We start from the raw sequence: 26,100 nt of genomic DNA, 5'->3' as shown, positions 1-26,100 counted from the left end.
GGATAGCCGCACTGTGGCAGGATAAAAATTCGCATCGTCGCCACGGTGGTGAAATAATGTCGGAATAGATTCACCAACAACAGGCACAACACAGTGAACAGTGAGGATTCTCAGGACGTTGCAACACGTTCTGGCGCCTGCCAGCGTCATGTCTGGCGTCAGGGTGCGCTGGATTTACCGCAGCAGGACTGGCTGGCGGAAGAAGTGCCAATAGCGCTGGTTTACAACGGTATTTCACACGTCGTGATGATGGCATCGCCAAAAGATCTCGAACCGTTTGCGCTCGGCTTTTCTTTATCGGAAGGCATCATTGAGTCAGCGCAGGATATTTACGGCATGGATGTTGTGCCAGTGTGTAACGGTATCGAGGTACAAATAGAGCTGTCCAGCCGCCGTTTTGCCGGGCTAAAAGCACGTCGACGGGCGATGGATGGGCGCACCGGCTGCGGTGTGTGTGGCGTGGAGCAACTGGCGGAAATCGGCAAACCGGTAGCGCCACTGCCATTTACACAGCACTTCTCGTTGTCTTGTCTGGAAGGTGCATTACAGGCATTAAAAAACGTGCAACAGGCAGGCGCACTAACCGGTGCGACCCATGCGGCGGCCTGGCTATCGTCGCAAGGGGAGTTGCTGGGCGGTTGTGAAGACGTCGGTCGCCACGTAGCGCTGGATAAACTATTGGGAACACGGGCACGCCAGCCCTGGCAACAAGGTGCTGCGCTGGTATCCAGTCGCGCCAGCTATGAAATGGTACAAAAATCCGCGATGTGTGGTGTGGAAATCCTGTTTGCGGTTTCTGCTGCCACCTCACTGGCCGTAGAGGTCGCGGAGCGTTGCAATCTCACGCTGGTTGGCTTTTGCCGCCCTGGGCGCGCCACCATCTATACCCATCCGCAACGGTTGCGGCCATGACGGCTGCACCGGGTATAGCTTAGATCAATTTGTTGTTAGCTAGTCTAATTATGGCATAACCGATTGTAATAATAGGATAAAACCCCACATTAATCTGGCTTTCACCGCGAATAATCGTTTTCAAGATCATTTAATTAACTATAATGAACTTAATGCTTACGCGGTGCTAACAAACGACGGTGCCGCACAGACCGGTTACACAAACGCCTTGTGCATGATAACGATTTGTACATGACAAGAATTTGCGCACCACAACAATGGAGATGCTAAACATGAGTTATTCACTGCCATCCCTGCCTTATGCTTATGACGCACTGGAGCCGCATTTCGACGCGCAGACGATGGAAATCCATCACTCCAAACACCATCAGGCCTACGTCAATAACGCTAACGCAGCGCTGGAGTCCCTGCCTGAATTTGCCAGCCTGTCTGCCGAAGAGTTGATCACCAAGCTGGATCAACTGCCAGCTGATAAAAAAGGCCCGCTGCGTAATAACGCCGGTGGCCATGCCAACCACAGCCTGTTCTGGAAAGGGCTGAAACTGGGCACCACGCTGGAAGGCGAACTGAAAGCAGCGATTGAGCGTGATTTCGGCAGCGTCGACGAGTTCAAAGCAAAATTCGAGCAGGCTGCCGCAACCCGTTTCGGTTCAGGCTGGGCGTGGCTGGTGCTGAAAGATGACGGCAAGCTGGCTGTAGTTTCCACCGCCAACCAGGACAGCCCGCTGATGGGTGAAGCGATTTCCGGTGCATCCGGCTACCCGCTCATCGCGCTGGACGTGTGGGAACACGCCTACTACCTGAAATATCAGAACCGTCGCCCGGATTACATCAAAGCCTTCTGGAACGTTGTAAACTGGGACGAAGCCGCTAAGCGTTTTGCCGAAGCGAAGAAATAATACAGAAAGTAACAATTAATTTCCGAACAGGAAATTAAACCCGACAAACCCGGAATAACTTTCGTTATACCGGGTTTTTTTTATTGTGTTTTTCGAATCATGAACGGGAAAACAGTGTATACCTTAAATCATTCGAGTTGCAGGAAAGCCTAACACACCGGCAACTTGAAGTATGGCGGGCATAAAGTTTTATACCCTAAATAATTCGAGTTGCAGGAAGGCGGCAAGAGAGTGAATCCCGATGAGCTTACTCAGGTAAGTGATTCGGGTGAGCGAGCGCAGCCAACATACCTGCAACTTGAAGTATGACGGGTATAGTAGGGTACGCCGATAGACTCAGCGTGCTCTCGTCATAGTCGGTATATGGCCGCCAGCATGGCAATTTTATATTCACACAATTACCCAATAGATTTAAAGGCACAGCAAAAAAAGCAACAACCAGGCAGCGTTCCTGATATCAGCAGGGGTATGCAACCACGAGGGGCAATAACCCTGCTCCCCGTATCAGAAAAGCCAGGCGATGCAGGGTAACCTGATAGTGAACAGCTAAATCCTCGGTGATTAAGAGCCTATTAATGATGGAAGAAAACCAATGGCTATAAAATTCGAAAATATCAAAGTGGGCAAGAAGTTAGGATTAGGTTTCTCCTTGATCCTATTACTGACTGTCATTATTGCGGCCGTGAGTGTCCGCTATATTGAAACACTGAAAGGGCGTTTTGAAAAAGTTATCTTCAGCAACCAAATCAATGATGAAGTTACTGAAGCCCGTTATTATCGCGCACTGTATAGTGCCAGCTATAGTCCAGATAGTATTAAAGAAAATAGTAAACACATTGATAATATTGTTAAATTAATTTCTTCTATTCAGGATAAACCCTGGCGTGGTGATTATAATGAGCGTCTGGATAATATCAGCAGGCTGATTGCCCTATATAAAGAGCGTCAGAAAAATTATACGGACGCGGTAGCCAAAAAAGATGCCGTCAGAAAAAGCTGGAACCTGTCCGACTCTGAAAAGCCGCTCAAACAAATAGAACAACAGGTCGCGGGCAACATGCCGCTGCAGTTACAACTCACCTCATTACACCAAAAGCTGGTGAACGTGCGCTACCTGGTGCGCGGTCTGCTGTTGTCATTAAATAGTGAGGCGGAAAAACCGCTGATTGCGGCGCTGGACGATGCACAAAAAGGGCTCAACCAATTTATTCAGGCGCTGACGCCAGAGCAGCAAGAGATTATGGCACCGGTTGTCTCTACGCTGTCGACCTATAAAACGCAGATCCTGGCTTATCTTCCGGCTTATACGGTGGAGATGGAGCAGGCCAAACAGCTGGGTGAAACAGCTAATCAACTGCTCGACACTGTCGATAAGATGGTCGCAGAGGAAACCGCCGCTACCCAGAGCGATATCACCAGTGCCGAATGGCAGATTGCCATTACCTCGCTGATTACCCTGATACTTGGCGCGCTGATTGCCTGGTATATCTCGCACCTGATTACCCGTCCATTAAACAGTACTGTGGCCATTGCTGAAAGTATCGCCACCGGCGATCTGACTGTCGCGATTGAAACCACACGCCGCGACGAGCTGGGTATGCTATTTGGTGCGATGGCAAAAATGAAGGCCAACCTGCATAACATGATCGATGATATTCGGATGGGGGTGACTCAGATAACCACTGCCGCCAGCGAAATCGTCACCGGCAATAACGATTTGGCCGCCCGCACCGAATCCCAGGCGGCATCGGTAGAAGAAACCGCCGCCAGCATGGAACAGCTCACCTCTACCGTGAAACAGAACGCCGCTAACGCCCACCAGGCCAACAAACTGGTGCTGGATGCCACGCACACCGCGCAGGAAGGCGGCAAACTGGTCGCCGATGTGGTGCAAACCATGTCCGACATCGAAGGCAGTTCCAAACGCATCGCGGAAATTACCTCTGTTATCAACGGGATTGCGTTCCAGACGAATATTCTGGCGCTTAACGCCGCGGTAGAGGCAGCCCGTGCGGGTGAGCAGGGTCGCGGTTTCGCCGTGGTCGCCAATGAAGTGCGTAATCTGGCACAACGCAGTTCGCAGGCGGCCAAAGAAATTGAAGGCTTGATTTCCACCTCGGTCGAGCAGGTATCGAAAGGGGCGCACCTGGTCCACTCGGCGGGTAAAACCATGCAGGAGATCGTGACAGCGGTAACGCATGTACACGACATCATGGGGGAAATTACCGTCGCGTCCGATGAGCAAAGCCGTGGTATCGCGCAGGTGAATCAGGCGATTGTCGAGATGGACAGCACCACTCAGCAAAACGCCGCACTGGTACAGCAGTCGTCCGCTGCCGCGAGTTCACTGGAAGAACAGGCCGTGATGCTCTCCAACGCCGTATCGGTTTTCCGCCTCTCATCCACGCAGGAGCTGGCACCCGCGAGTCACGGATTGCCATTCGCCAGTCACCAACAACAGCTGTCTTATAAACGTTAATCAATCATCAGACGACCGCCCCTTTTTACCACAGCGAAACCGGTAAAAAGGGGAAGGGATAAAGACGCACAGAAAAGGGCAACCCGACTGGGTTACCCTTTTTTATGGCTGATGGTTATGGCGGATGGTGATGGCAAACGCCAACAGCACACTGAAATCAGAACGCTTTTTTCAGGCTGATACCCGCGATAAGTTCCGTCAGCGACAGCACCAGTGTGGAGCGCACCATCTGTTGGTAACGCTGCTGCTGCATCGCTGCCAGTAATGCATCATCGGGTTCAACACCCGGCGATGGCATCGGCTGGGGTAAGCTGCTCACGCAGTGCAATTCACCAACCGGCCCCAGGATTTCATCATCCGTAAACCGGTACTCATGCTCATCGTGGGTCAATTCCTCACCTAACGCCATCAACAGTTCGGTGTCTTCATACTCTTTACGGCTAATCATGCCCAGCCCGTAAATCAACTTCAGCCGTACGGACAATTCACCCAACGGCCCGCTACCGGATAACAAGGGTTCGACGGCGTACTTTACGGCATAGTCGTCCTTGCGGAATACCTGCAACATCAACAGGCTGACCGCTTCCGCCAATAACTCGACGGCCATCAGCATAAAACTTCTGACCGTTTTCGATCCATTCAGGGATTCCAGTACCCGGTTTTCAAATGCCTGCGTATCGTCCATCGTCGCTTCTCGTACATTAATTCTGCGCACAGTACTGCCCCTGCGCGGTGGAGCGGCTGACTCCACGGGAGCATGGCTTCTCATCGTCAACGCTCCCGTCCTATTCAACGCACTCGATTGAAAAGCAGGGACACAGCCTGACCTGTGCCGAGACGCGCCGATTACTGCATGGCGTTATACACACTCACCGCTTTTCCGACAACCTCGCTATCAGCATCCAGACCAGAAATCTGCGCCAGCGCAACCTGTGGCCCTTGTGTGGCTATCAACGTCGCCAGTTCCTGCGCCTGCGGATCCTGCTCGCTACGGTAATGCATCGCAGCGGCAATTCCCTGGATCAGGTTGTCATGGGGCAAGCCATATTCCAGCGTACCCAGCAATGGCTTGATCAGGCGGTCACCTGCGCTGAGTTTACGCAGCGGCTGACGGCCGACACGCTCGACTTCATCGTGCAACCACGGGTTTTCGAACCGGGTAAGAATTTTACGGATATAAGCCTGATGTTTCTCGGCATCAAAACCATAGCGACGAATCAATACGGCACCGCTCTCTTCCATCGCCCCTTGCACCACACGGCGGATGGCCGGGTCCAGAATGGCGTCACGAATGGTACCGTGCCCGGCACGCTGACCAAGATAGGCGGTAATCGCATGACCGGTATTCAGGGTGAACAGCTTACGCTCAACAAAAGCCATCAGGTTATCGGTCAGTTCCATACCGGTTATCGCCGGCGGCTCACCGTTGAACTGGGTTTTATCCACGATCCACTCACTGAAGGTTTCCACCGTCACCGCCAGCGGGTTGGATTCGCCCGCATCGGCGGGAGGTACAATACGGTCTACCGCCGAATCCACAAAGCCAACGTGCTGTGCCACCCACGCCTGCGTCTCTTCCGGCAGTTGCGCCAGCACATGCTGTTTGAGCTGACTGGTACCACGCACCATGTTCTCACAGGCGATGATATTCAGCGGCGCGGTGTTGCCGTTTTCCTGACGCTTTATCAACCCCTGAGCAATGGTACCGGCAATCTTCGCCAGAATCTGCGGCCCCACCGCCGTTGTCACCAAATCAACCTCGGCAATCAGCGTGACAGCCTGCGTCCCACCGCTGTGTACCGCGCTAACCTGGCTGACCGTTTCCACACGCTGCTGTTCACCGACAATCCGCACTGGATAACTACCGTGCTGATTGATGGCATCCAGCAACGGCTGGTTCACATCCGCAAACGTCAGGCCAACGCCTGCATCCGCCAGCAGCTTGCCGATAAAACCACGGCCAATGTTACCGGCCCCAAAATGTAATGCTTTCATCATGCATGACCTTACTACTGAGATTTAACAATCTGTGAAAGACTATCTGTGAAAAACTATCTGTGAAAGAAAGCGCCGCCCGAAGGCGGCACTTTTTTATCTGTCAGGCAGGGGACTTGCCACCGAGCAGGTCGAGGACATCCTGCACATTCTGCGTTTGAGCCAGCCGTTCTATCACCGACTCGTCATCCAACGCACTGGTGAGGTTGGTGATGACCTGCACATGTTCGTTATTACGTGCGGCAATACCAATCACCAGACGGGCCACATCGTCTTCATCGTCGCCAAAACGCACCCCTTGCGGGTACTGGCAGAACACCACGCCGGTTTGCAGTACCCGGTCTTTGGCTTCAATCGTCCCGTGCGGTACGGCGATAGACTCACCCAAATACGTCGAGGTCAGTTTCTCACGTTCCAGCATCGCATCGACATACGCGGGCTCAACGTAACCCCCTTTTACCAGCTGCTCCCCAGCAAAACGGATAGCCTGTTCTTTATCTGCCGCCTGCAGGTTCAGAAAGACGTTTTTCTCCGTCAGTTGAAACAGTGTCTGCGGGGCTGCCGTCTGCACAGCAGCAGGAGCTGCCTGAGCCGGCTTAACATTGCCCGCCTGCGCTGCCTGTAAACGAGCGACCAGGTCGCTGTACAGATGGCTATCCAGAAAGTTGGTCAGCGAAATATGCTGTGCCTGCGGTGCGTGGCGCATGGCGCGCTCGGTCAGATCACGGTGCGTAATCACCAGATCCACATCATCCGGCAAGTTATTGATGGCGCTGTTCGTCACGGAAATCGTCTGCAAACCCGCATCCTGCACTTTCTTGCGCAGCACCCCGGCACCCATGGCGCTGGAACCCATACCAGCGTCACAGGCGACGATGATTTTACGCACAGTGCTCAGATCGCCGCTCACACCGCCGACAGCCTGACCTTTGGACGCCGATTTCATCTCCTGCATGCGACGGGTAGCCTGCTCCAGTTCTTCATCATCCTTCACTTTGCTGCTTTTCAGCAGGATAGACGACACCACAAAAGAGACCGCAAACGCGGCGGCGATCGCCGTAATATTGGCGAAGTACGCGCCTTTCGGCGTCATCGCCAGCACCGCCAGGATAGAACCCGGTGATGCCGGAGAAACCAGGCCGCCATGCAACACGCCCAACGTGAACACACCGGTCATCCCGCCGAGAATCACAGCGATAATCAGACGCGGGTTCATCAGTACATACGGGAAGTAGATTTCATGGATCCCGCCGAGGAAGTGGATAATAGCCGCGCCCGGCGCAGACTGTTTGGCGTTGCCACGTCCAAACAGCATGTAGGCCATCAGCACGCCCATACCCGGCCCTGGGTTGGCTTCAATCAGGAAGAAGATAGATTTCCCGGCTTCTGTCGCCTGCTGGATGCCCAGCGGCGAGAAGATACCGTGGTTAATTGCGTTATTCAGGAACAGGATCTTCGCCGGTTCAACGAAAATCGACGCCAGCGGCAACAGATTGTTTTGCACCATCAGGTGCACACCGGCAGCCAGAACGCGCGACAACGCCTCAACCAGCGGACCAATCGCCAGGAAAGACAGAATCGCCAGCAACATGCCGATGATACCGGCGGAGAAGTTGTTAACCAGCATCTCAAAGCCGCTTTTAATTTTGCCGTCAACGGCAGCGTCAAAGCGTTTGATAGCCCAGCCGCCCAGCGGGCCGGCAATCATGGCACCGAGGAACATGGGAATATCGGAACCGACCACCACGCCCATGGTAGTAATCGCGCCGACCACGCCGCCACGCTCTCCACCGACCAGACGTCCGCCGGTAAAACCAATCAGCAACGGCAGCAGGTAGGTGATCATCGGGCCGACCAGTTTGGCCAGCGTCGCGTTAGGGATCCATCCGGTAGGAATAAACAGTGCTGTGATAATCCCCCAGGCAATAAAGGCGCCGATATTCGGCATCACCATATTGCTCAGGAAACGGCCAAAATTCTGCACTTTGACCTTGGTATCTGGTGAGAGCATAGAGATACACCCCTTTGAAACGCGCGGCGGAAAGCGTGCGCGGTAATTATTGATTGTTAGACATCGTGATGACTTCCGTCGGTATCATGAGGTCGTGTACCGCACTGTGTGCATACCGCTATTGCCGCTTACAGCGCTTCACCATGACGACGCCGCGTGACGGTGAAAAATCGCAATAACATGGCCCCAAAACTCCGTTATCACAGCGGACTCTAGCACGTGGTTTTCAGACCGCAACTCACGACAAAAACGTGATCAAAATCACATACAACACCCGAAAATCAGCCACAAATGAGTGACATAATTCACAAAAAAATAATAAAAATGGGAAAATGGTTAGAAAAAAAACAATCTGGCCGCAAAAAATGGTGACGGATATCACAATTTTTAATATCGATTTTGTATGGAAAATGTGATTTAAATCACAATAAATTTCAGCGTGGGCCGGCCTTTTCGCGAAAACCGGCCCATATTCAGCGTGGGCCGGCCTTTTCGCGAAAACCGGCCCATATCGCGAACCACCTTAGTGGGGCAGGAAATTCTGAGATTTGAGGGTGGTGAACAGTTTTTGCTGTTGGTTAGCAATGTCCGTCATCAGGCTGTTGTACTGATCTACCTGCTGCTGGGTGTGGAACTGTATGCCGTTGTTACCGAATACCACCTGGTTGCCCTGTGCCTGGAGATACTCCCCTACCTGCACAACGCTCTGCGCAAATGACGTGCTGGCTGGCACCACGGTCACCATCGCGTTTGCGGGCAAAGAAACCGCACGGTTGTAGACCTTGTCATACACCGACTGCAATTCTTCCGTCTGCTTGAGCGCCCGGCGAGCATTATCCGCCAGTGTTTTGGCGTTCTGCACCTGTGGGCTTAACATATTCAGGCCACCAAGCGCCTGACGCAGGTTATCGCGTTGCGTCATGTAATCCTGTGGTACACGAATGTGGGATATCACATCCAGCACCGGTGTCAGGCTGCCCGCTAATGCCTGATCCAGCTGCTGGTTGAAATCGGTCATCACAGCGTAATCCTGGGTAAAGCGCCCGAAGCTCTGTTTCTGCTGTTCGGTCAACGCTGGCAACTGACGCCCTTCCTGTTGTGAAATTCCCTGCAGGAAAGTGATGAACGCCTGACGAGCATCCTTATCCTTGTCGCCGCAGGCCGACAGTTGCAATGCCACAACCAACATAACCACTGGCAGCAGCCAGCGCGAACGGTAATCCGCCAACATCATTACTACTCCTGTTTATTTTCACTACCGTGACCCGGCGACCTTGTTGGCTCACCAACGAGCCGTCACCCGACAGTCATATCGCCCTAAGCGTAACCGAACCAGCCGCCGCATGGCACATGCCACGCCTGTTTTTTTCACCCAACCGCCAGTTCAGCCGTTAAGCATCGCTATTCTACGCCGGAAAAATGGCATGCCACCTGCAGAATTATCTGTTCTGTTACCCAGGCACGCTCCCGCAACGGGCAGAGTGCACATGAGCTTGCACACCACTGGCCTCTTTTACACCAACACCGTGCCATCTTGCACATAAACAGTGCAACCCGACAAGGCACACTAACCATTATCGCTCAGCCTTCCCCTGACAGGCTTACCATCTGGCCCAATGCATAACCCATTAATGGCTTGAAAGATAAATCAAAACACGGTTGTTGCCCTTCCACGGCGTGCAGGTTGCCACACAAGCTGGCAAGCATTTTGCTTTATATCACCGACAGCAGGAGCGATAGCGGGCAACCGGTGTCGCCAGACAATTTGGAAATGGGTGACTAGGGTTCCGGCTTTACTGCGCAGGTCCGAGAGTTACCGACCGCCCTCTGGCGGTTACACGGCGGGAAAAAAGCCCGGGAGGATACAGCGAGATGCATGCTCGCCGCCCTCCTGCTTTTTTTCTTTCTTTAATGATTGCGCCCAACGTCAGAGGAAATTCACCATGAAAACGATTCAACGATTACTACTTGTTTGCGCACTGGCACTGTGCAGCCTCGGCGTACAGGCCGCTGACAAACCCGCGTTCAAACTCTGCTGGTCTATTTATGCCGGCTGGATGCCTTGGGATTACGCCCAGCAGCACGGCATTATCAAAAAATGGGCCGACAAGTACGGCATTGATATCCAGTTTGTACAGGTCAACGATTACATCGAATCCGTTAACCAATACACCTCTGGGGGTTTTGACGGCTGCGCCATGACCAACATGGACGCGCTGACTATTCCTGCCGCAGGCGGCGTGGACAGCACCGCACTTATCGTCGGCGACTACTCAAACGGCAACGACGGCATCCTGATCAAAGGGACCAACAGCCTGGCGTCGCTCAAAGGCAAACCGATTAATCTGGTGCAACTGTCAGTCTCTCACTACCTGCTGGCACGGGCGCTGGAAAAGAACGGCATGAGCGAAAAAGACATCAAGGTGGTGAACACCGCCGATGCCGATCTCGTCGCCGCATTTGGTACGCCTGACGTACAGGCCATCGTCACCTGGAACCCGCTGCTGGCGGAAGCCAAAAAACAGCCGGGTAGCCAGCTGGCGTTTTCTTCCGCGCAAATCCCCGGCGAAATCCTCGATCTGCTGGTGGTCAACACCGCGACGCTGAAAAAACACCCGGAGTTGGGTAAAGCACTGACCGGCGCATGGTATGAAACCCTGCAAACCATGTCAGGCGACAGCGCTACCGCCCGTGAAGCCCGCACCGCCATGGGGCAAGCCTCTGGTACCGATCTGGCCGGGTTTGACGCGCAACTGGCCGCCACCCATCTGTTCGCCACCCCGAAACAGACGCTGGAGTTCGTCCAGAACCCGCAGTTGAAAACCACCATGCAGTCAGTCGCAGAGTTCTCCTTCCGTCATGGCCTGCTGGGTGACAGCGCCCCCAGCGCAGACGTGGTCGGTGTCTCTACCCCGGCTGGCCTGTGGGGTAATACCGACAACGTCAAACTGCGTTTTAGCGACGAGTTCCTGAAACTGGCCGTCGACAACAAGCTGTAATACAGGAGAACGCCGGATGCGCAAATTGATTAACTACCAGCCGTTACCGCTGACACGCGGGGTGATGGGGTTTCTGCCGCTACTGGCGCTGCTGCTCGTCTACCTGATGGCGTCTGACGCCCGGCTGGCGGTGAATGCCGCTGACAAACTGCTGCCTGGCCTGAGTGCGATGGCGCAAGCCATGCACCGTATGGCGTTTGAACCCAACGAGCGCACCGGCGAATACCTGCTGTGGGTCGACACCGCCGCCAGCCTGCTGCGGTTGTTGACCGGCGTGGGCTTAAGCGCCGTGCTGGCGTTGGTCTTCGGGCTGCTATGTGGCGCACTCCCGGTGGTGCGAGCCACTCTGTCGCCGCTGATCACCCTGTTTGCGCTGATCCCACCGCTGGCGGTGCTACCGATCCTGTTCATCGTTTTCGGGTTAGGCGAGGTATCCAAGGTGGTGCTGATTATGGTGGGTATCACACCATTCATCGTGCGGGACCTGCAACTCTACATCCAGAGCCTGCCGCAGGAACAACTGGTGAAAGCGCAAACCCTTGGTGGCCACAGCGGCCAAATCCTGTGGCGGGTGATCCTGCCACAGCTTATGCCGCGTTTGCTGGACGCCGTGCGCCTGTCGCTCTGCTCCGCCTGGCTGTTTCTGATCGCCGCCGAAGCTATCGCCGCCACCGAAGGGTTGGGCTACCGCATCTTCCTGATGCGCCGCTATCTGGCAATGGACGTCATTTTGCCCTACGTCGCCTGGATAACCGTACTGGCGTTTTTGCTTGATGTCCTGTTGCGGGTCATCAGCCGTCGCGGCTGGCCCTGGTATTACGCGAAATAAGCCACCGGCCAGAACGCAGGAGAACCTATGTCGTTATTAACACTAAAAAATATCAGAAAAGAGTACGACGGTCAGGTGGTGCTGGAACGGCTCAACATCTCCGTTGAGGAAGGTGAATTCGTTTCTATTGTCGGTGCCTCCGGCTGCGGCAAAACCACGTTTCTCAAGATGCTGCTCGGCACCGAAAGCCCCAGTAGCGGCCAGTTGCTACTCGATGGCGAGCCGATGCTGCAAGAGCCAGATGAACATCGCGGCGTGGTATTCCAGCGCTACTCGGTTTTCCCTCATCTACGGGTGGTGGAAAACGTGATGATTGGTGCGGAGTTTGCCGAAGCGCGTTGGCTCGGCCGGGTATGGGGCAAGCGCCGACAGGCACTTCGTGATCAGGCGATGGCAATGCTGCGTCAGGTCGGGCTGGAGCAATCCGCCCAGAAGTATCCGCATCAGTTATCCGGTGGCATGCAACAACGGCTGGCGTTGGCGCAGGCGTTGATTAAGCGCCCACGTATTTTGCTGCTGGATGAACCGTTCGGTGCGCTCGACCCCGGCATCCGTGCCGAAATGCACCAGTTGATCAGCCAGTTATGGCAGGAACACCGCCTGACCATTTTCATGATCACCCATGACCTTAAAGAGGGATTTTCACTCGGATCACGCCTGTGGGTGTTCGACAAGCTCCGTCAGGACCCACAGGCACCAGACGCCTTTGGTGCCAGCATCACCTATGACCTGCCATTGGAGCGCGCACCAGCCGGTGTGCGGGCTTCGGTGGGAGAACTGATTGACAGGCGGCGGCATGTCGCCTGACCAGGAGGAATCACACTATGCACAACACTCTGCACAACACCCCGCACACCATGAATGAACATTATCTCACTGAACTGCCCGCCGGGTCGCACTGGTCGCTGCTGATGCGCCGCGGTACTGCGCTGCGCCTGACCGACATCGAAGGCGGTGCCAACGTCGGTATGTTGTTCTACAACCCGGAAAATACGCTGGAGCGCTACAACGCACCGGATACGCTCAAATGCCAGCACACGTTTCGCCTGACAACCGGGCACTGCCTGTATTCGGATATGGGCCGCATTTTCTGCGGTATCGAAGCCGATGGTTTCGGCTGGCATGACACCGTGTGTGGCACCGCCAATGCCCAGCAGGTGGCGCGCCAGTTTGGCGAGCTGAACTACCAGCAAGCCCACAATGAACGTCACCAAAACGGCTACGACAGCTTTCTGGCAGAACTGGCCAAATACGGTCTCGGCAAACGCGACATGGCGGCGTGCGTCAACTTTTTCGCCCATGTCGGTAGCGATGACAACGGAAACCTGCGCCTTGAGCAACAGGGTAAAGCCGGTGCCAGCGTCACGCTGCGCTTCGCCATGGACACGCTGGTGATTCTGCACACCTGCCCGCACCCGCTTAGCACCGCTACCGATTATCCGCGCCATCCGGTGCGTCTGACACTGGATTATCAGCGCGCGCCGCTACCGGCTATCTGTCTGGAACGCCCGGAAAACCAGCGCGGGCTTCGCAACAACACACTTTATTATCTGGCTGAACAGCCACAAGGAGTCTGAACATGATAAAGACCAGTCAACGCGACCCCGCCACGGCGGTTTACCACGCCACCGTTCAGGCTGGCGACTACTGGTTACACCGCCTCGAAGCCGGTCAGACGCTGCGCATTACCGACCTCGAAGGCAATCAGGCCGCCGATACCCTGTTCTACAATGCTGACGATACCGCTGAACGCTACAGCATGAGCGACACCCTGCGCGGCCAGGGTAATGTCTTCCTCACTACCGGCAGCGTGCTGCGTTCCAATGAAGACCGCCCGATGCTGGAAATCGTGGCGGATACCTGCGGCCGTCATGACACGCTCGGTGGCGCCTGCGCCACCGAGAGCAACGCGGTGCGCTACGATCTGGAAAAACGCCACATGCATGCCTGCCGCGACAGCTGGATGCTGGCGGTAGCGCAACACCCGGAGTACCAGCTGACCAAACGCGACATCACCCACAACATCAACTTTTTTATGAACGTGCCGGTCACACCGGACGGTGGGCTCACCTTTGCCGACGGTATCTCCGCACCGGGAAAATACGTGGAAATGGTAGCGAAAATGAACGTACTGGTGCTGATCTCCAATTGTCCGCAGTTGAACAACCCCTGCAATGGCTACAACCCCACACCTGTCGATATCGCTATCTGGTAAACAGAGCGACACGGCACACATCGGGAACAGTGACGCGCGGGACGACCCGCAATACGCGTCCAGAATAGCGCAGGACGACCTGCCCGTAAGAGACTCGGTCATGTTTGAGCGTGTATTGATTGCCAACCGTGGCGCTATTGCGGTGCGTATCATCCGCACCCTGAAAAAAATGGGCGTAAAAGCCATCGCGGTTTACGCCGAAGCGGACCGCCATTCACAGCATGTGCGTCAGGCTGATGAAGCCTGGTCGCTGGGCGACGGCCCGGTGCGCGATACCTACCTGAATCAGGACAAATTACTGCATATCGCCGCTCAATGTGGCGCACAAGCCATCCATCCCGGTTATGGTTTTCTGAGTGAAAACGCCGGTTTTGTGACCCGTTGCGAACAAGCAGGCCTGGTGTTTCTCGGCCCGACTGTCGCCCAGATGACCGCCTTCGGCCTCAAGCATCAGGCCCGGGCACTGGCACAACAGAACGACGTCCCCCTACTGCCCGGTAGCGGCCTGCTCACCTCGCTGGACAGCGCCTGCGAACAGGCACAGCGCATCGGTTATCCGGTGATGTTAAAGAGTACCGCGGGCGGCGGCGGCATCGGCATGCAGCGCTGCAATGACCATGCCCAACTGGTTGATGCGTTTACCCGCGTCAAGCGACTGGCGGGTAACAATTTCGCCGACGACGGCGTATTTCTGGAAAAATTCATCGCTCAGGCCCGCCACATCGAAGTGCAGGTCTTCGGTGACGGCCAGGGCAACGTGATAGCTCTTGGCGAGCGCGACTGCTCCGCCCAGCGCCGCAACCAGAAAGTGATTGAAGAAACCCCGGCCCCCCACCTGAGTGACAGCGTGCGTGCTGAACTGCAGGCTACCGCCATTCGGCTGTGTCAGGCGGTCAATTACCGCAGTGCAGGCACGGTCGAGTATGTGTATGACGAGGGCAGCAAGCAGTTCTGGTTTCTGGAGGTCAACACCCGCCTGCAGGTCGAACACGGCGTCACCGAGCTGGTGTACGGCGTCGACATCGTGCAGTGGATGGTAGAACTGGGGGCGGGTTGCTTGCCGCCGCTTGATACGCTCACCACCACGCCTCGCGGTCACGCCATTCAGGTGCGGTTATACGCCGAAGACCCGGCCAAACAGTTCCAGCCCTGTGCTGGCTTGCTCAGTCACGTTGATTTTCCTGACGCCTTGCCCGGGCTTACCCTGCGCATCGACCACTGGCTGGACAGCGGCAGCGAGGTATCGCCATTCTATGACCCGATGCTGGCAAAAATCCTCGTACACGGCGACAGCCGGGATGCCGCCCTCGACGGTATGGCGCAGGCGCTGGCGGCCACGTCGCTGTACGGCATCGAAACCAACCTCGACTGGCTACGCCATCTGCTGACCCTGCCTGCGGTCAGACGCGGAGAAATCATCACCGCGACGCTGGGCGACGTTGTCTGGCAGCCCGCGACGCTGGATGTGCTCAGCGGCGGCACACTGACGACCGTGCAGGATGCCCCCGGCCGCATCGGCTATTGGCACGTCGGTGTACCGCCTTCTGGCCCCTTCGATACCCACTCATTCCGGCTCGGCAATCAGTTGCTGGGCAACGCGTCCGATGCCGCCGGACTGGAGATCACCCTGCGTGGGCCAACCCTGCGTTTCAACCATGACTGCGCATTCGTGGTGACCGGTGCCGTCATCGACATCCGGTTGGATAGCGCCCCCCTCGACGGCGGACGCGTTCATCACGCCCGCGCCGGACAAACGCTCACACTCGGTGATATTCAGGGTGCCGGTTGCCGCAGCTACCTGTTGCTGGCAGGCGGCCTGGCCTGCCCGACCTACCTGGGTAGCCGTAGCACCTTCACGCTCGGCAAGTTCGGCGGCCATGCCGGACGGGCCTTGCGCGCAGGCGACGTACTACATCTGGCCGCCCCGGCGCTACCCGCGTCGGACGCCGTATTGCCTGCGCCTGACTGGAATACCCACTGGTCGCTGCGGGTGATTTATGGCCCACACGGCGCACCGGACTATTTTACCGCACAAGACATCGATACCTTTTTCGCCGCTGACTGGCAGGTGCATTACAACTCCAGCCGCACCGGTATCCGGCTGATTGGCCCCAAACCCGAATGGGCGCGAACCGACGGCGGTGAAGCCGGTATGCACCCGTCCAATATTCACGACAACGCCTACGCCTTCGGCACCGTCGACTTTACCGGCGATATGCCGGTGATTCTGGGGCCGGATGGGCCGTCACTGGGCGGCTTCGTCTGCCCGGCTACGGTGATCCACGCTGACTTGTGGAAACTGGGCCAGCTCAAAGCAGGCGACAGCATTCGTTTTATTCCGGTCACGCTGGAACAAGCGGACGAGCTAGCGCGCGCAGCAGAATACGCCATCGCCGCCGCTCGCCCTGCCGCAGAGCCTACTCTCGCCCCATGTTGCCCATCGCCGGTACTGTACCACCGAGCAGCACAGGACGAGCGACCTTCGGTGACCTGCCTCGCCGCAGGCGATCGTTTCCTGTTGCTGGAATACGGCGAGCACCGGCTGGATATCGCGTTGCGTTTTCGCGTACACGCGCTGATGCAGTGGCTGGAACAGCACCCGTTGCCGGGTATGCAGGAACTGACGCCGGGCATTCGTTCGCTGCAAATCCATTTCGACAGCCTGTGCTGCCCGCGCAACGCGCTGCTGGCGCACCTGCAACAGGCAGACGACGCACTCGGCGACCTGCGGCACGCCGCCGTGCCCTCCCGTACCGTCTGGCTGCCACTCAGTTGGGATGACGACGCCTGCCGCGATGCCATCACCCGCTATACCCAATCGGTCAGACCCGGCGCGCCCTGGTGCCCCAGCAACATCGAATTCATTCGCCGTATCAACGGGCTGGAGTCGGTAGAGCAGGTCAAAGAGATAGTCTTCAACGCGAGCTATCTGGTGATGGGGCTGGGTGATGTCTACCTCGGTGCACCTGTCGCCACCCCACTCGACCCACGCCACCGGCTGGTCACCACCAAGTACAACCCGGCTCGCACCTGGACGGCGGAAAACTCGGTCGGCATCGGCGGCGCATATCTGTGTGTATACGGTATGGAAGGCCCCGGTGGCTATCAGTTCGTGGGCCGTACGTTACAGATGTGGAACCGCGATCGGCAAACCGATGTCTTTCTCCAGCCATGGCTACTGCGCTTTTTTGATCAGATTCGCTTTTATCCGGTCAGCGCGCAGGAGTTGCTGGCTATCCGCGAACGCTTCCCGTGGGGAGATTATCCGTTACGCATTGAAGAGGGGGAATTTCGCCTCGCCGACTACCAGCACATGCTGGCTGAACAGCAACCCTCTATCGATACCTTCCAGCAACAGCGACAGCTGGCCTTCGACAAAGAGCTGGCACGCTGGCGCGCCGACGGCCAGTTCACCTTCGACAGCAGCCTGCAAGAGACGGCCAGCGACGATGAGGTGATCCCGGCTAACGGTTACGGTGTGGAAAGTCAGGTGGCAGGGAGTGTGTGGCAATGGCTTGCCGCCCCCGGAGACAGCGTCAGCGCCGGGCAAATCGTCGGTATTCTGGAATCGATGAAAATGGAAATCCCCATTATCGCACCGGTCGCCGGTGTTATTCATACGTTGCACCGTCAGGCAGGACATCAGGTGCAAGCCGGGCAGTTACTGATGGTGATCGAACCGGCAGAGCATTAACCAACGGGAACCTTCACCAGAGAACAGGCATCATGTAAAACCTGAATGCAATAACCCCGCACGTGGATAGCGTGCGGGGTTTATTTCATTGTCAGCCCTAAGCCACCTCTTAGGGAGACGGGCGACCTGCGACCAACATAATCGCGGGACACAGGCTAACACTTGGTGTTATATTTCCTAACGTTTATACACACTGCTTCCATTCAGTACGAGCCATAGCGCTCAGGCTTGTTGCATCATAATGAGAAATAAATAATTATCCCGAGGATAACCGCGTTATGCGTTTGTTATTTATTTGCCCGAATTGGGCTAATCTGGCTACACCTATCGTGACAGAGATGAAACGCCAGGGGCACGACGTTACCCATCTTGATCATTGTGATCTGTCAACGTTTCACTACTTTGACTCACCCCACCGCATCGTCTCGAAGATCTATAAAACGATCACTGGGAAAAACTACAAACGCCTTGTACTTGATAACCAAATTAAATTGGGCTTGCATAATTTCTTTATTGGCAGAGAACCGTTCGATGCCATTATTATGACAGAACCTAAGCTGTTTAATGAACAGCACCTGGCAATATTACGCCAGCACGGGAGAAAACTCGTCGCCACATTGTGGGACGGTTTGAAAAAAGCCCCCGCCAATGGCTTGTACCTGAAGCAATTCGATCACGTGCTCAGTTTCGATAGTGAAGATTGCGAAAAATTCCATTTCACCAAAATCACCAATTACATTGATTCTGAATGGAAAAGTACGATTCCTTATCAGGCATGCGAGTACGATATTTTCTCCGTTATGAGTTTCACGCCAGAGAGATACCAGCAAGTCATCCATTTCCTTGATAAAAACCCTGAACTCAAATCCAATATTATTTTTTATATCGGGGAATCAGGAAAACCAAAATGTATAAAAGATAATAGAATAAAAACATCAGAGAAATTATTTTTAGGTGCTGAACTAGCCCATGAAATTAGCAACTCCCGGGCAATTCTGGATATTCTTCAGGGCCAACAGGCAGGGCTATCGTTCCGTGCCTATGAATCGATGGCTTATCAGCGTAAGTTGATTACGACGAATCAACACATCACCCGTTATGATTTTTATAACCCGCAGAATGTATGCGTTCTGGATCAGGATAGATACCTTCCGCAAGGTTTTATCCATACCCCTTACCAACCCGTACCGGAACCTGTCTACCATCAATACACACTGTTTTCGTGGGTAGAAAAAATTATTCAGGAAATATCAGATGAGGTCTGTCAGGTACAAGTTTAAGGTTTAACAATGCCCAATGACAAAAAAGCCTCCACAAAGGAGGCTTTTGCATACACAGCGTGCTCTGCGCTGATTATCCGGGCAATTACTGCAACACCGAAATATCCGCCACTTTCAGGAACAGATTACGCAGTTCGTTGAGCAGCGTCAGGCGGTTGATGCGCACCTGCGGGTCATCAGCGTTGACCATCACCTTATCGAAGAAGTTATCGACTGACTCACGCAACTGAGCCAGTTCCGCCAGCGCTTCCTGATAACGCCCTTCGGCAAACCACGGTGCCAGCTTGCTGGTCAGCGCGGCAACATACGTCGCCAGCTGAATTTCTTCCTTCTCTTTGAGCAACGCTGCCTGCACGCTGTCGTTCAGCGTTTCGGTAGACTTCGCCAAAATGTTGGAGACACGCTTGTTGGCAGCCGCCAGTGCTTCGGCTTGCTCCAGTGTGCGGAAATGACTCACCGCTTTCACGCGAGCATCGAAATCTGCCGGGCGAGTCGGACGACGCGCCAGCACTGCCTGAATGGTGTCGACACTGTGACCTTCTTCCTGATACCAGGCGCGGAAGCGACCCAGCATAAATTCAATCACATCGTCGACCACGTTGGCGTTAGTCAGCTTGTCACCGTACAGGCGTACCGCTTCTTCCGTCAGCGTTTGCAAGTCCAGCGGCAGGCGTTTTTCCACGATGATGCGCAACACACCCAACGCCGCACGGCGCAGTGCGAACGGGTCTTTATCGCCTTTCGGGTGCTGACCGATGCCAAAAATACCCGCCAGGGTATCCATTTTATCGGCAATCGCCAGCGCACAAGCGACCAGTGAGGACGGCAGTTCATCGCCAGCAAAACGCGGCTGGTACTGCTCGTTTAGCGCGACAGCCACATCTTCAGCTTCACCGTCGTGACGGGCATAGTGCATCCCCATCACACCCTGAGTATCGGTGAATTCAAACACCATGTTAGTCATCAGGTCGCACTTGGACAGCAAGCCCGCACGTTTGGCGTGATTGACATCAGCACCGATCTGCTCAGCCACCCAGCCGGTCAGTGCGGCGATACGGTCGGTCTTGTCACGCAGCGTCCCCAATTGTTGCTGAAACAGCACGGTTTCCAGACGCGGCAGATGATCTTCCAGACGTTTTTTACGGTCGGTATTGAAGAAGAACTCGGCGTCAGCCAAACGCGGGCGCACTACCTTCTCGTTACCAGCGATAATCTGCTGCGGGTCTTTCGATTCAATGTTGGCGACAAAAATGAAATTCGGCAGCAGCTTGCCGCTGTTGTCATAAACCGGGAAGTACTTCTGGTCGCCTTTCATGGTGTACACCAGCGCTTCCGCCGGTACCGCCAGGAATTTCTCTTCAAACTTCGCCGTCAGGACCACCGGCCATTCCACCAGCGAGGTGACCTCTTCCAGCAGGCTGTCGCTCAGATCAGCATTGCCGCCAATCTTGCGCGCCGCCTCTTCGGCATCGGCCTTGATTTTGGCTTTACGCGCGTCGTAATCGGCGATGACCTTGCCACGTTCCTGCAAAATCTGCGGGTACTGGTCGGCGTTATCAATCGTGAATTCCGGCTCCCCCATAAAGCGGTGACCGCGAATGGTACGCCCGGAATCAATACCCAGCACGGTACCGGGGATCAGCTCATCACCCAGCAACAGGGTCACGGTATGCACCGGACGCACAAACTGCGTGTCGTTATCGCCCCAGCGCATCAGTTTCGGGATCGGCAGCTTCGCCAGCGCGGTGCTGACCATGCCCGGCAGCAGCGTTTGTGCCGCTTCGCCCTTCACGTGTGCGCGGAATAGCAGCCACTCGCCTTTGTCGGTGGTCAGGCGCTCAGCCTGGGAGACGGTGATGCCGCAACCGCGAGCCCAGCCTTCTGCGGCTTTGGTCGGGTTGCCAGCGGCGTCAAACGCCTGCGCGATGGCTGGTCCGCGTTTTTCTACTTCCCTGTCCGGCTGGGACGCGCTTAAACCGGCCACTTTCAGTGCCAGACGGCGCGGGGCCGCGAACCAATCGACCGACTGGTAACCCAGCCCGGCAGCATCCAGTTCAGCGGTAAAATTGGCGGCAAAAGATTCCGCCAGGGTACGCAAAGCCTTCGGCGGCAGCTCTTCGGTGCCGATTTCCACCAAAAATGTCTTATCTGTCATCGCTGCCTCTCAGCTCTGTTTACGATTGCACATCGGGAAGCCCAGTGCCTCACGAGAGGCATAATAGGCTTCCGCCACCGCTTTGGTCAGGGTACGGATCCGCAGGATGTAACGCTGACGTTCGGTCACGGAAATGGCTTTGCGCGCGTCCAGCAGGTTGAAGCTGTGGGCGGCTTTCAAAATGCGCTCGTAAGCAGGCAGCGGCAGCGGTTTTTCCAGCGCCAGCAACCGCTGGGCTTCTTTTTCATACTGCTCAAAGCAGGTAAACAGGAAATCCACATCGGCGTATTCGAAGTTATAAGTCGATTGTTCCACTTCGTTTTGATGGAACACGTCGCCGTAGGTGGTTTTACCCAGCGGGCCATCGCTCCACACCAGATCGTAGACGCTGTCCACGCCCTGAATGTACATCGCCAGACGTTCCAGGCCGTAGGTGATCTCGCCGGTCACCGGTTTACACTCCAGACCCCCTACCTGCTGGAAATAGGTGAACTGGGTCACTTCCATCCCGTTCAGCCACACTTCCCAGCCCAAACCCCAGGCACCCAGCGTCGGGTTTTCCCAGTTATCTTCCACGAAACGGATATCGTGGATGGTCGGGTCCATGCCCAGTTCTTTCAGTGAACCGAGGTACAGTTCCTGAATGTTGTCTGGCGACGGCTTAATGATCACCTGAAACTGGTAATAGTGTTGCAGACGGTTGGGGTTCTCACCGTAGCGACCGTCGGTCGGTCGGCGGGACGGCTGCACATAAGCGGCAGCGATAGGCTCCGGGCCAAGCGCACGCAGGCAGGTCATAGGGTGAGAAGTGCCGGCACCGACTTCCATGTCCAACGGTTGGACAATGGTGCAGCCCTGACGCGACCAGTAATCCTGTAATGTCAGGATCAGGCCCTGAAAGGTCTTGGTATCAAACTTTTGCATGTTGGATTCGCACGCGATACAAGTGGTTTTTACAATGAGGCCGCTAGTATACCCTCTGAGTGCAAGATATACAGCCAGAATGCGGCAACAACTTCAGCGACATTGCATTATCGCCGTCTTTCCCTTCCCGTTCCGGGCAATGATCAACCAGCAAATACGGTATGCAGCATTTTCAGGCTCAACAGCAGCAACAGCCCGGCAAACGCTTTTTTTAGCGTCGCGACTGGCAAGCGATGCGCTAAACGCGCCCCCACCGGCGCGGTGAAGAAACTGACCGCCGAGATGAGCGCCATCGCCGGTAACGAAACATAACCCACGCTGAACGCAGGCAAGCCGGTCGCTGACCAACCGTTAATCATGTAGCCCAGCGCGCCAGAGAGCGCGATCGGTAAACCCACCGCGGCCGAGGTGCCGATGGCCTGCTGGATGCGTACATTACACCAGGTCAGAAATGGCACAGTGAGCGACCCACCGCCAATGGCAACCAGTGCGGAAATACCACCGATAGTCAGCCCGGCCAGCGACATACCTGCCACGCCCGGTAGCTGACGGTGAGGTTTGGGCTTGATGTTCAACACCATTTGCAGCGAGACATACGCCATAAAACAGGAAAAGAAGATTGCCAGCGCACGGGTTGGCAATAACGCCGCCAGCCAGGTAGCGGCGAAGGTTCCCAGTAAAATCGCTGGTGTGATGCGCCATACCACCGGCCACATCACCGCCTGATGTTGATGGTGGGTGCGCAGACTGGAGATAGCGGTGATCACAATCGCCGCCATCGAGGTCCCCAACGCCAGATGCACCAAATGCGTTTTCTCCACACCTTGTGCGGCGAACAACGCTGTCAGCACCGGCACCATGATGCCACCACCGCCTATCCCCAGTAATCCGGCCATAAATCCCACTACGGCTCCCAGCGCCAGATAGGCCAGCATCCACTCAATCCCCATTATCGTCCCCTGTCGCTTATTAATTGTCGTTTTGCGCTTGTCGTTTTTTGGTGTGATTCCAGCGCCATGTCACATATTGCCCTGTCAGGTCAGGGTTGCATCACATCACACTTAGGCTGATGATCGCCACACCACGCGGTTGGTGCGCTGAAATCGACCATCATCAATACCAACAACGCGGGTGAATAACAATGCCGCTAACAATGTTGCTAAATAACACTCGTCGGCAAATAACTACTGGGAGTAAGGAGAAGAGGATGGCACGCTGTGGCTGGGTCACGCAGGATACGCTGTATCAGGATTATCACGATAACGAATGGGGAAAACCCTGTACCGATAGCCGCGCGCTGTTTGAACTGCTGTGTCTGGAAGGCCAGCAAGCCGGGTTGTCGTGGATAACCGTGCTAAAAAAACGCGAGCACTACCGCCGTTGTTTCCACGGATTTGATCCGCACCGGGTAGCGGCCATGACCGATGACGATGTGAACCAGCTGGTACTGGACCCTGGCATCATCCGCCATCGCGGAAAAATTGAAGCCATTATCCGCAATGCCCGCGCCTGGCTGACGATGCAGCAGCAAGGGGACGACTTTGCGACGTTTATTTGGTCCTTCGTTAACCATCAGCCGGTCGTCAATAACCCGACATCGCTGGCTGAGGTACCGGCAAAAACCGCCGTGTCGGATGCCATGTCGAAAGCGTTGAAAAAACGCGGCTTCACATTCATCGGCTCCACCATCTGCTACGCCTTTATGCAGGCTGCCGGGCTGGTAAACGACCATACCACTGACTGTTGCTGTCATCCGGAGGCGTTGTGATTCGACCTTATCGGCCACAAGACCTGGACGCGCTGGTCGCACTATGGCGGGAAAGTACCACGCTGGCGCACCCATTTATCCCGGCGCACTATTGGCAGGAAAGTGAAGAACTGGTTCGCGGGCATTATATCCCCCACTCACAAACCTGGATTTATGAGCATGCTCAGGGCATCGGCGGTTTTATCAGCGTGATGGATCAGCGCTTTGTCGGCGCGCTGTTTGTTCACCACAGCCTGTATGGTCAGGGCGTGGGCGCAGCGCTGATGCAGCATATTCAGCATCGCTTCCCGGTGCTCAGTCTGGAGGTGTATCAGCAGAACCACCGTGCCTGCGCCTTTTATCGCAAACAAGGGTTTACGACCGTGCAGGAAAGTTATCAGCATGAAACCCAGTCACGCTTGCTGGTTATGCACTGGCAGGATCAGGCGTTGCTCGCCGCCGTTACACCCTGACCGCGTTTCAGGCCGCCGGGAAACCGCCCCTACAAAAACACACCCGCTTATAGCTGCATTCGTTGTCGCTGCATTATTGTACAGTTGCATTACCCCCACAAAATGATACTTTATAACATATCATTCATGCCGCAAGCATGGGTGACTGCCACTCCTTTCATCTTTGTTTGCAATGCTACTTAAATTGCAATACTGCTGATTTCAGCCAATACCAGGGTTTTAGCAGGAGCGCGCCTTCTGACGCATCAGAGGGCGCGCCGCCTGACTTGCAGTCTCCCACCCTGTCCTCCATCATGCCTGTAGCAGGTCGTGTGCCTCCGGGAAGAAATAACAAGTACCATCTGATTGTTTATCATGATATTTCATTAAATCGCCCAAACGTTTTTAGGCATTATTACGGCAAAGGCCTGCCCTTGATATGCGAAGCTAACAGGCTGACCTGCGTTCAAAAGTAACTGTCGTTTTAGTCAGACAATCGCCTCAATCAGCCGGAGTGAACTGATGAAACCTGAAGTCATCCTCTACAAAAAGATCCCTGACGATTTACGCCAAAAACTGGAGCAACACGCTAGTGTTTCGGTTTTTGATGGCCTGCCCCCCATCGACCACCCGTTACTGCCGCGTGCTGAAGGGTTGATTGGGGCCGGACACACCGTCAGCCGGGAATACCTGTCCCACCTGCCAAAACTACGGGCGGTTTCTACCGTGTCGGTGGGTTACGACAACATTGACGTTGCTGCGTTAAATGACAAAAAAGCGTTGCTGATGCATACGCCGACTGTCCTGACAGAAACGGTGGCGGATACCGTCATGACCTTGATGCTGATGACAGCTCGCCGGGCGTTGGAATCCGCCGAGCGCGTGAAAGCCGGTGAATGGACGCGTAACATCGGTGAAGATTGGTACGGTATCGATGTTCACCACAAAACCATTGGTATTCTGGGCATGGGGCGTATCGGTCTGGCGGTGGCTCAGCGGGCGCACTTCGGTTTTAGCATGCCGGTACTCTACAACGCCCGTCGCCGTCATGACGCGGCAGAAACCCGCTTCAACGCCCGTCACTGCGACCTCGATACCCTGCTGGCGGAATCGGATTTTCTGTGTATTACCCTGCCGCTGACGCCGGAAACCCACCATCTGATTGGCAAGGCACAGCTGGCGAAAATGAAATCCAGCGCCATTCTGATCAACATTGGCCGCGGCCCGGTGGTGGATGAGCAGGCGCTGATTGAGGCATTGACCGACGGCACCCTGCACGCCGCTGGTCTGGATGTGTTCGAGAAAGAACCGCTATCGGTAGACTCACCACTGCTGAAGCTGCCCAATGTGGTTGCACTACCGCACATCGGCTCCGCCACCCATGAAACCCGCTACAACATGGCGGCCTGCGCGGTAGATAACCTGATAGCCGCGCTCAGTGGTGACGTTAAAGAGAACTGCGTCAATCCGGACGTGCTGAAGTAGTTCAGCACGCTAATTGAGGATCCC

20 protein-coding genes and 1 riboswitch are annotated in these 26,100 nt (G+C 55.4%); of the genes, 13 read left to right on the top strand and 7 right to left on the bottom strand.

Going from position 1 to position 26,100, the window contains the following annotated elements:
* Positions 1-93 precede the first annotated feature (93 nt).
* From fdhD to FGI04_RS19445, 3 genes are all read left to right on the top strand, one after another.
* Positions 94-912 carry a formate dehydrogenase accessory sulfurtransferase FdhD gene (fdhD, locus tag FGI04_RS19455; protein ID WP_342699103.1) on the top strand — a complete coding sequence of 273 codons (819 nt, stop codon included), beginning with the start codon at positions 94-96 and terminating at the stop codon, positions 910-912.
* Between the two features lie 272 nt (positions 913-1,184).
* Entirely contained in the window at positions 1,185-1,811 is a 627-nt protein-coding gene (gene sodA / locus FGI04_RS19450) for a superoxide dismutase [Mn] (RefSeq protein WP_342699104.1), read from the top strand.
* Positions 1,812-2,403: 592 nt separating this feature from the next.
* Positions 2,404-4,290 (top strand): methyl-accepting chemotaxis protein, encoded by a 1,887-nt coding sequence (locus FGI04_RS19445; protein WP_342699105.1) that lies wholly within the window; start codon positions 2,404-2,406, stop codon positions 4,288-4,290.
* Positions 4,291-4,447: 157 nt separating this feature from the next.
* Here the strand turns inward: FGI04_RS19445 and FGI04_RS19440 are convergent, their stop codons facing one another.
* From FGI04_RS19440 to FGI04_RS19425, 4 genes are all read right to left on the bottom strand, one after another.
* Positions 4,448-5,059 (bottom strand): MltR family transcriptional regulator, encoded by a 612-nt coding sequence (locus FGI04_RS19440; protein ID WP_342699106.1) that lies wholly within the window; start codon positions 5,057-5,059, stop codon positions 4,448-4,450.
* 77 nt (positions 5,060-5,136) lie between these two features.
* The gene (locus FGI04_RS19435; RefSeq protein ID WP_342699186.1) at positions 5,137-6,285 is read right to left on the bottom strand and encodes a mannitol-1-phosphate 5-dehydrogenase; all 1,149 of its coding nucleotides are present in this window, start codon (positions 6,283-6,285) and stop codon (positions 5,137-5,139) included.
* Positions 6,286-6,388: 103 nt separating this feature from the next.
* Complete coding sequence (locus tag FGI04_RS19430) at positions 6,389-8,296, bottom strand: PTS mannitol transporter subunit IICBA (protein WP_342699107.1); 1,908 nt, start codon at positions 8,294-8,296, stop codon at positions 6,389-6,391.
* Positions 8,297-8,819: 523 nt separating this feature from the next.
* On the bottom strand, positions 8,820-9,530 hold the full coding sequence (locus FGI04_RS19425) for a DUF3053 domain-containing protein (RefSeq protein ID WP_342699108.1): 711 nt from the start codon (positions 9,528-9,530) through the stop codon (positions 8,820-8,822).
* A gap of 534 nt (positions 9,531-10,064) precedes the next feature.
* Positions 10,065-10,159, top strand: a riboswitch (guanidine-I (ykkC/yxkD leader).
* A gap of 80 nt (positions 10,160-10,239) precedes the next feature.
* On the opposite strand from FGI04_RS19425, the gene FGI04_RS19420 reads away from it, so the two are divergent.
* The 7 genes from FGI04_RS19420 (at position 10,240) to FGI04_RS19390 (ending at position 19,313) form a co-directional block, all read left to right on the top strand.
* The gene (locus FGI04_RS19420; RefSeq protein WP_342699109.1) at positions 10,240-11,295 is read left to right on the top strand and encodes a putative urea ABC transporter substrate-binding protein; all 1,056 of its coding nucleotides are present in this window, start codon (positions 10,240-10,242) and stop codon (positions 11,293-11,295) included.
* A gap of 16 nt (positions 11,296-11,311) precedes the next feature.
* A complete protein-coding gene (locus FGI04_RS19415) occupies positions 11,312-12,124 on the top strand; it encodes an ABC transporter permease (RefSeq protein WP_407337128.1) in 813 nt (270 codons plus the stop codon).
* Positions 12,125-12,151: 27 nt separating this feature from the next.
* Complete coding sequence (locus FGI04_RS19410; RefSeq protein ID WP_407274269.1) at positions 12,152-12,931, top strand: ABC transporter ATP-binding protein; 780 nt, start codon at positions 12,152-12,154, stop codon at positions 12,929-12,931.
* Between the two features lie 50 nt (positions 12,932-12,981).
* Entirely contained in the window at positions 12,982-13,701 is a 720-nt protein-coding gene (locus tag FGI04_RS19405; protein WP_407337367.1) for an urea amidolyase associated protein UAAP1, read from the top strand.
* Between the two features lie 2 nt (positions 13,702-13,703).
* On the top strand, positions 13,704-14,339 hold the full coding sequence (locus FGI04_RS19400; RefSeq protein WP_407337126.1) for an urea amidolyase associated protein UAAP2: 636 nt from the start codon (positions 13,704-13,706) through the stop codon (positions 14,337-14,339).
* A 100-nt stretch (positions 14,340-14,439) separates the two neighbouring features.
* Positions 14,440-18,033 (top strand): urea carboxylase, encoded by a 3,594-nt coding sequence (uca, locus tag FGI04_RS19395; RefSeq protein WP_407337366.1) that lies wholly within the window; start codon positions 14,440-14,442, stop codon positions 18,031-18,033.
* 278 nt (positions 18,034-18,311) lie between these two features.
* Entirely contained in the window at positions 18,312-19,313 is a 1,002-nt protein-coding gene (locus tag FGI04_RS19390) for a WaaS/CpsH family glycosyltransferase (RefSeq protein ID WP_342699112.1), read from the top strand.
* Between the two features lie 85 nt (positions 19,314-19,398).
* Here the strand turns inward: FGI04_RS19390 and glyS are convergent, their stop codons facing one another.
* The 3 genes from glyS to FGI04_RS19375 form a co-directional block, all read right to left on the bottom strand.
* Complete coding sequence (glyS, locus tag FGI04_RS19385; RefSeq protein ID WP_407274272.1) at positions 19,399-21,468, bottom strand: glycine--tRNA ligase subunit beta; 2,070 nt, start codon at positions 21,466-21,468, stop codon at positions 19,399-19,401.
* 9 nt (positions 21,469-21,477) lie between these two features.
* A complete protein-coding gene (glyQ, locus tag FGI04_RS19380; protein WP_407322092.1) occupies positions 21,478-22,392 on the bottom strand; it encodes a glycine--tRNA ligase subunit alpha in 915 nt (304 codons plus the stop codon).
* Between the two features lie 143 nt (positions 22,393-22,535).
* Positions 22,536-23,342, bottom strand: coding sequence for a sulfite exporter TauE/SafE family protein (locus tag FGI04_RS19375; protein WP_342699114.1), 807 nt, complete (start codon positions 23,340-23,342; stop codon positions 22,536-22,538).
* Positions 23,343-23,599: 257 nt separating this feature from the next.
* Here FGI04_RS19375 and FGI04_RS19370 point away from each other — a divergent pair, with 257 nt between their 5' ends.
* The 3 genes from FGI04_RS19370 to ghrB all read left to right on the top strand — a co-directional run bounded on the left by FGI04_RS19370 (position 23,600) and on the right by ghrB (position 26,076).
* A complete protein-coding gene (locus FGI04_RS19370) occupies positions 23,600-24,160 on the top strand; it encodes a DNA-3-methyladenine glycosylase I (RefSeq protein WP_407322093.1) in 561 nt (186 codons plus the stop codon).
* Positions 24,157-24,612: an N-acetyltransferase gene (locus FGI04_RS19365; RefSeq protein WP_342699116.1), complete on the top strand. Its 456-nt coding sequence runs from the start codon at positions 24,157-24,159 to the stop codon at positions 24,610-24,612. The genes FGI04_RS19370 and FGI04_RS19365 overlap by 4 nt, the downstream gene beginning before the upstream one ends.
* A gap of 501 nt (positions 24,613-25,113) precedes the next feature.
* Entirely contained in the window at positions 25,114-26,076 is a 963-nt protein-coding gene (ghrB, locus tag FGI04_RS19360; RefSeq protein WP_407337125.1) for a glyoxylate/hydroxypyruvate reductase GhrB, read from the top strand.
* The last annotated feature ends 24 nt before the right edge of the window (positions 26,077-26,100 follow it).

Origin of the sequence: Dickeya ananatis (assembly GCF_019464615.1) — a bacterium.
In the GTDB taxonomy this organism is placed as follows: Bacteria; Pseudomonadota; Gammaproteobacteria; order Enterobacterales; family Enterobacteriaceae; genus Dickeya; species Dickeya oryzae.
This window is presented reverse-complemented; position numbering and strand designations above follow the sequence as displayed.

What these genes read in the sequence shown, in the direction of transcription:
- sodA (WP_342699104.1), top strand. Translation starts at nt 1,185, where the DNA reads ATGAGTTATTCACTGCCATCCCTGCCTTATGCTTATGACGCACTGGAG.
- FGI04_RS19445 (WP_342699105.1), top strand. Translation starts at nt 2,404, where the DNA reads ATGGCTATAAAATTCGAAAATATCAAAGTGGGCAAGAAGTTAGGATTA.
- FGI04_RS19440 (WP_342699106.1), bottom strand. Translation starts at nt 5,059, where the DNA reads ATGAGAAGCCATGCTCCCGTGGAGTCAGCCGCTCCACCGCGCAGGGGC.
- FGI04_RS19435 (WP_342699186.1), bottom strand. Translation starts at nt 6,285, where the DNA reads ATGAAAGCATTACATTTTGGGGCCGGTAACATTGGCCGTGGTTTTATC.
- FGI04_RS19430 (WP_342699107.1), bottom strand. Translation starts at nt 8,296, where the DNA reads ATGCTCTCACCAGATACCAAGGTCAAAGTGCAGAATTTTGGCCGTTTC.
- FGI04_RS19425 (WP_342699108.1), bottom strand. Translation starts at nt 9,530, where the DNA reads ATGATGTTGGCGGATTACCGTTCGCGCTGGCTGCTGCCAGTGGTTATG.
- FGI04_RS19420 (WP_342699109.1), top strand. Translation starts at nt 10,240, where the DNA reads ATGAAAACGATTCAACGATTACTACTTGTTTGCGCACTGGCACTGTGC.
- FGI04_RS19415 (WP_407337128.1), top strand. Translation starts at nt 11,312, where the DNA reads ATGCGCAAATTGATTAACTACCAGCCGTTACCGCTGACACGCGGGGTG.
- FGI04_RS19410 (WP_407274269.1), top strand. Translation starts at nt 12,152, where the DNA reads ATGTCGTTATTAACACTAAAAAATATCAGAAAAGAGTACGACGGTCAG.
- FGI04_RS19405 (WP_407337367.1), top strand. Translation starts at nt 12,982, where the DNA reads ATGAATGAACATTATCTCACTGAACTGCCCGCCGGGTCGCACTGGTCG.
- FGI04_RS19400 (WP_407337126.1), top strand. Translation starts at nt 13,704, where the DNA reads ATGATAAAGACCAGTCAACGCGACCCCGCCACGGCGGTTTACCACGCC.
- uca (WP_407337366.1), top strand. Translation starts at nt 14,440, where the DNA reads ATGTTTGAGCGTGTATTGATTGCCAACCGTGGCGCTATTGCGGTGCGT.
- FGI04_RS19390 (WP_342699112.1), top strand. Translation starts at nt 18,312, where the DNA reads ATGCGTTTGTTATTTATTTGCCCGAATTGGGCTAATCTGGCTACACCT.
- glyS (WP_407274272.1), bottom strand. Translation starts at nt 21,468, where the DNA reads ATGACAGATAAGACATTTTTGGTGGAAATCGGCACCGAAGAGCTGCCG.
- glyQ (WP_407322092.1), bottom strand. Translation starts at nt 22,392, where the DNA reads ATGCAAAAGTTTGATACCAAGACCTTTCAGGGCCTGATCCTGACATTA.
- FGI04_RS19375 (WP_342699114.1), bottom strand. Translation starts at nt 23,342, where the DNA reads ATGGGGATTGAGTGGATGCTGGCCTATCTGGCGCTGGGAGCCGTAGTG.
- FGI04_RS19370 (WP_407322093.1), top strand. Translation starts at nt 23,600, where the DNA reads ATGGCACGCTGTGGCTGGGTCACGCAGGATACGCTGTATCAGGATTAT.
- ghrB (WP_407337125.1), top strand. Translation starts at nt 25,114, where the DNA reads ATGAAACCTGAAGTCATCCTCTACAAAAAGATCCCTGACGATTTACGC.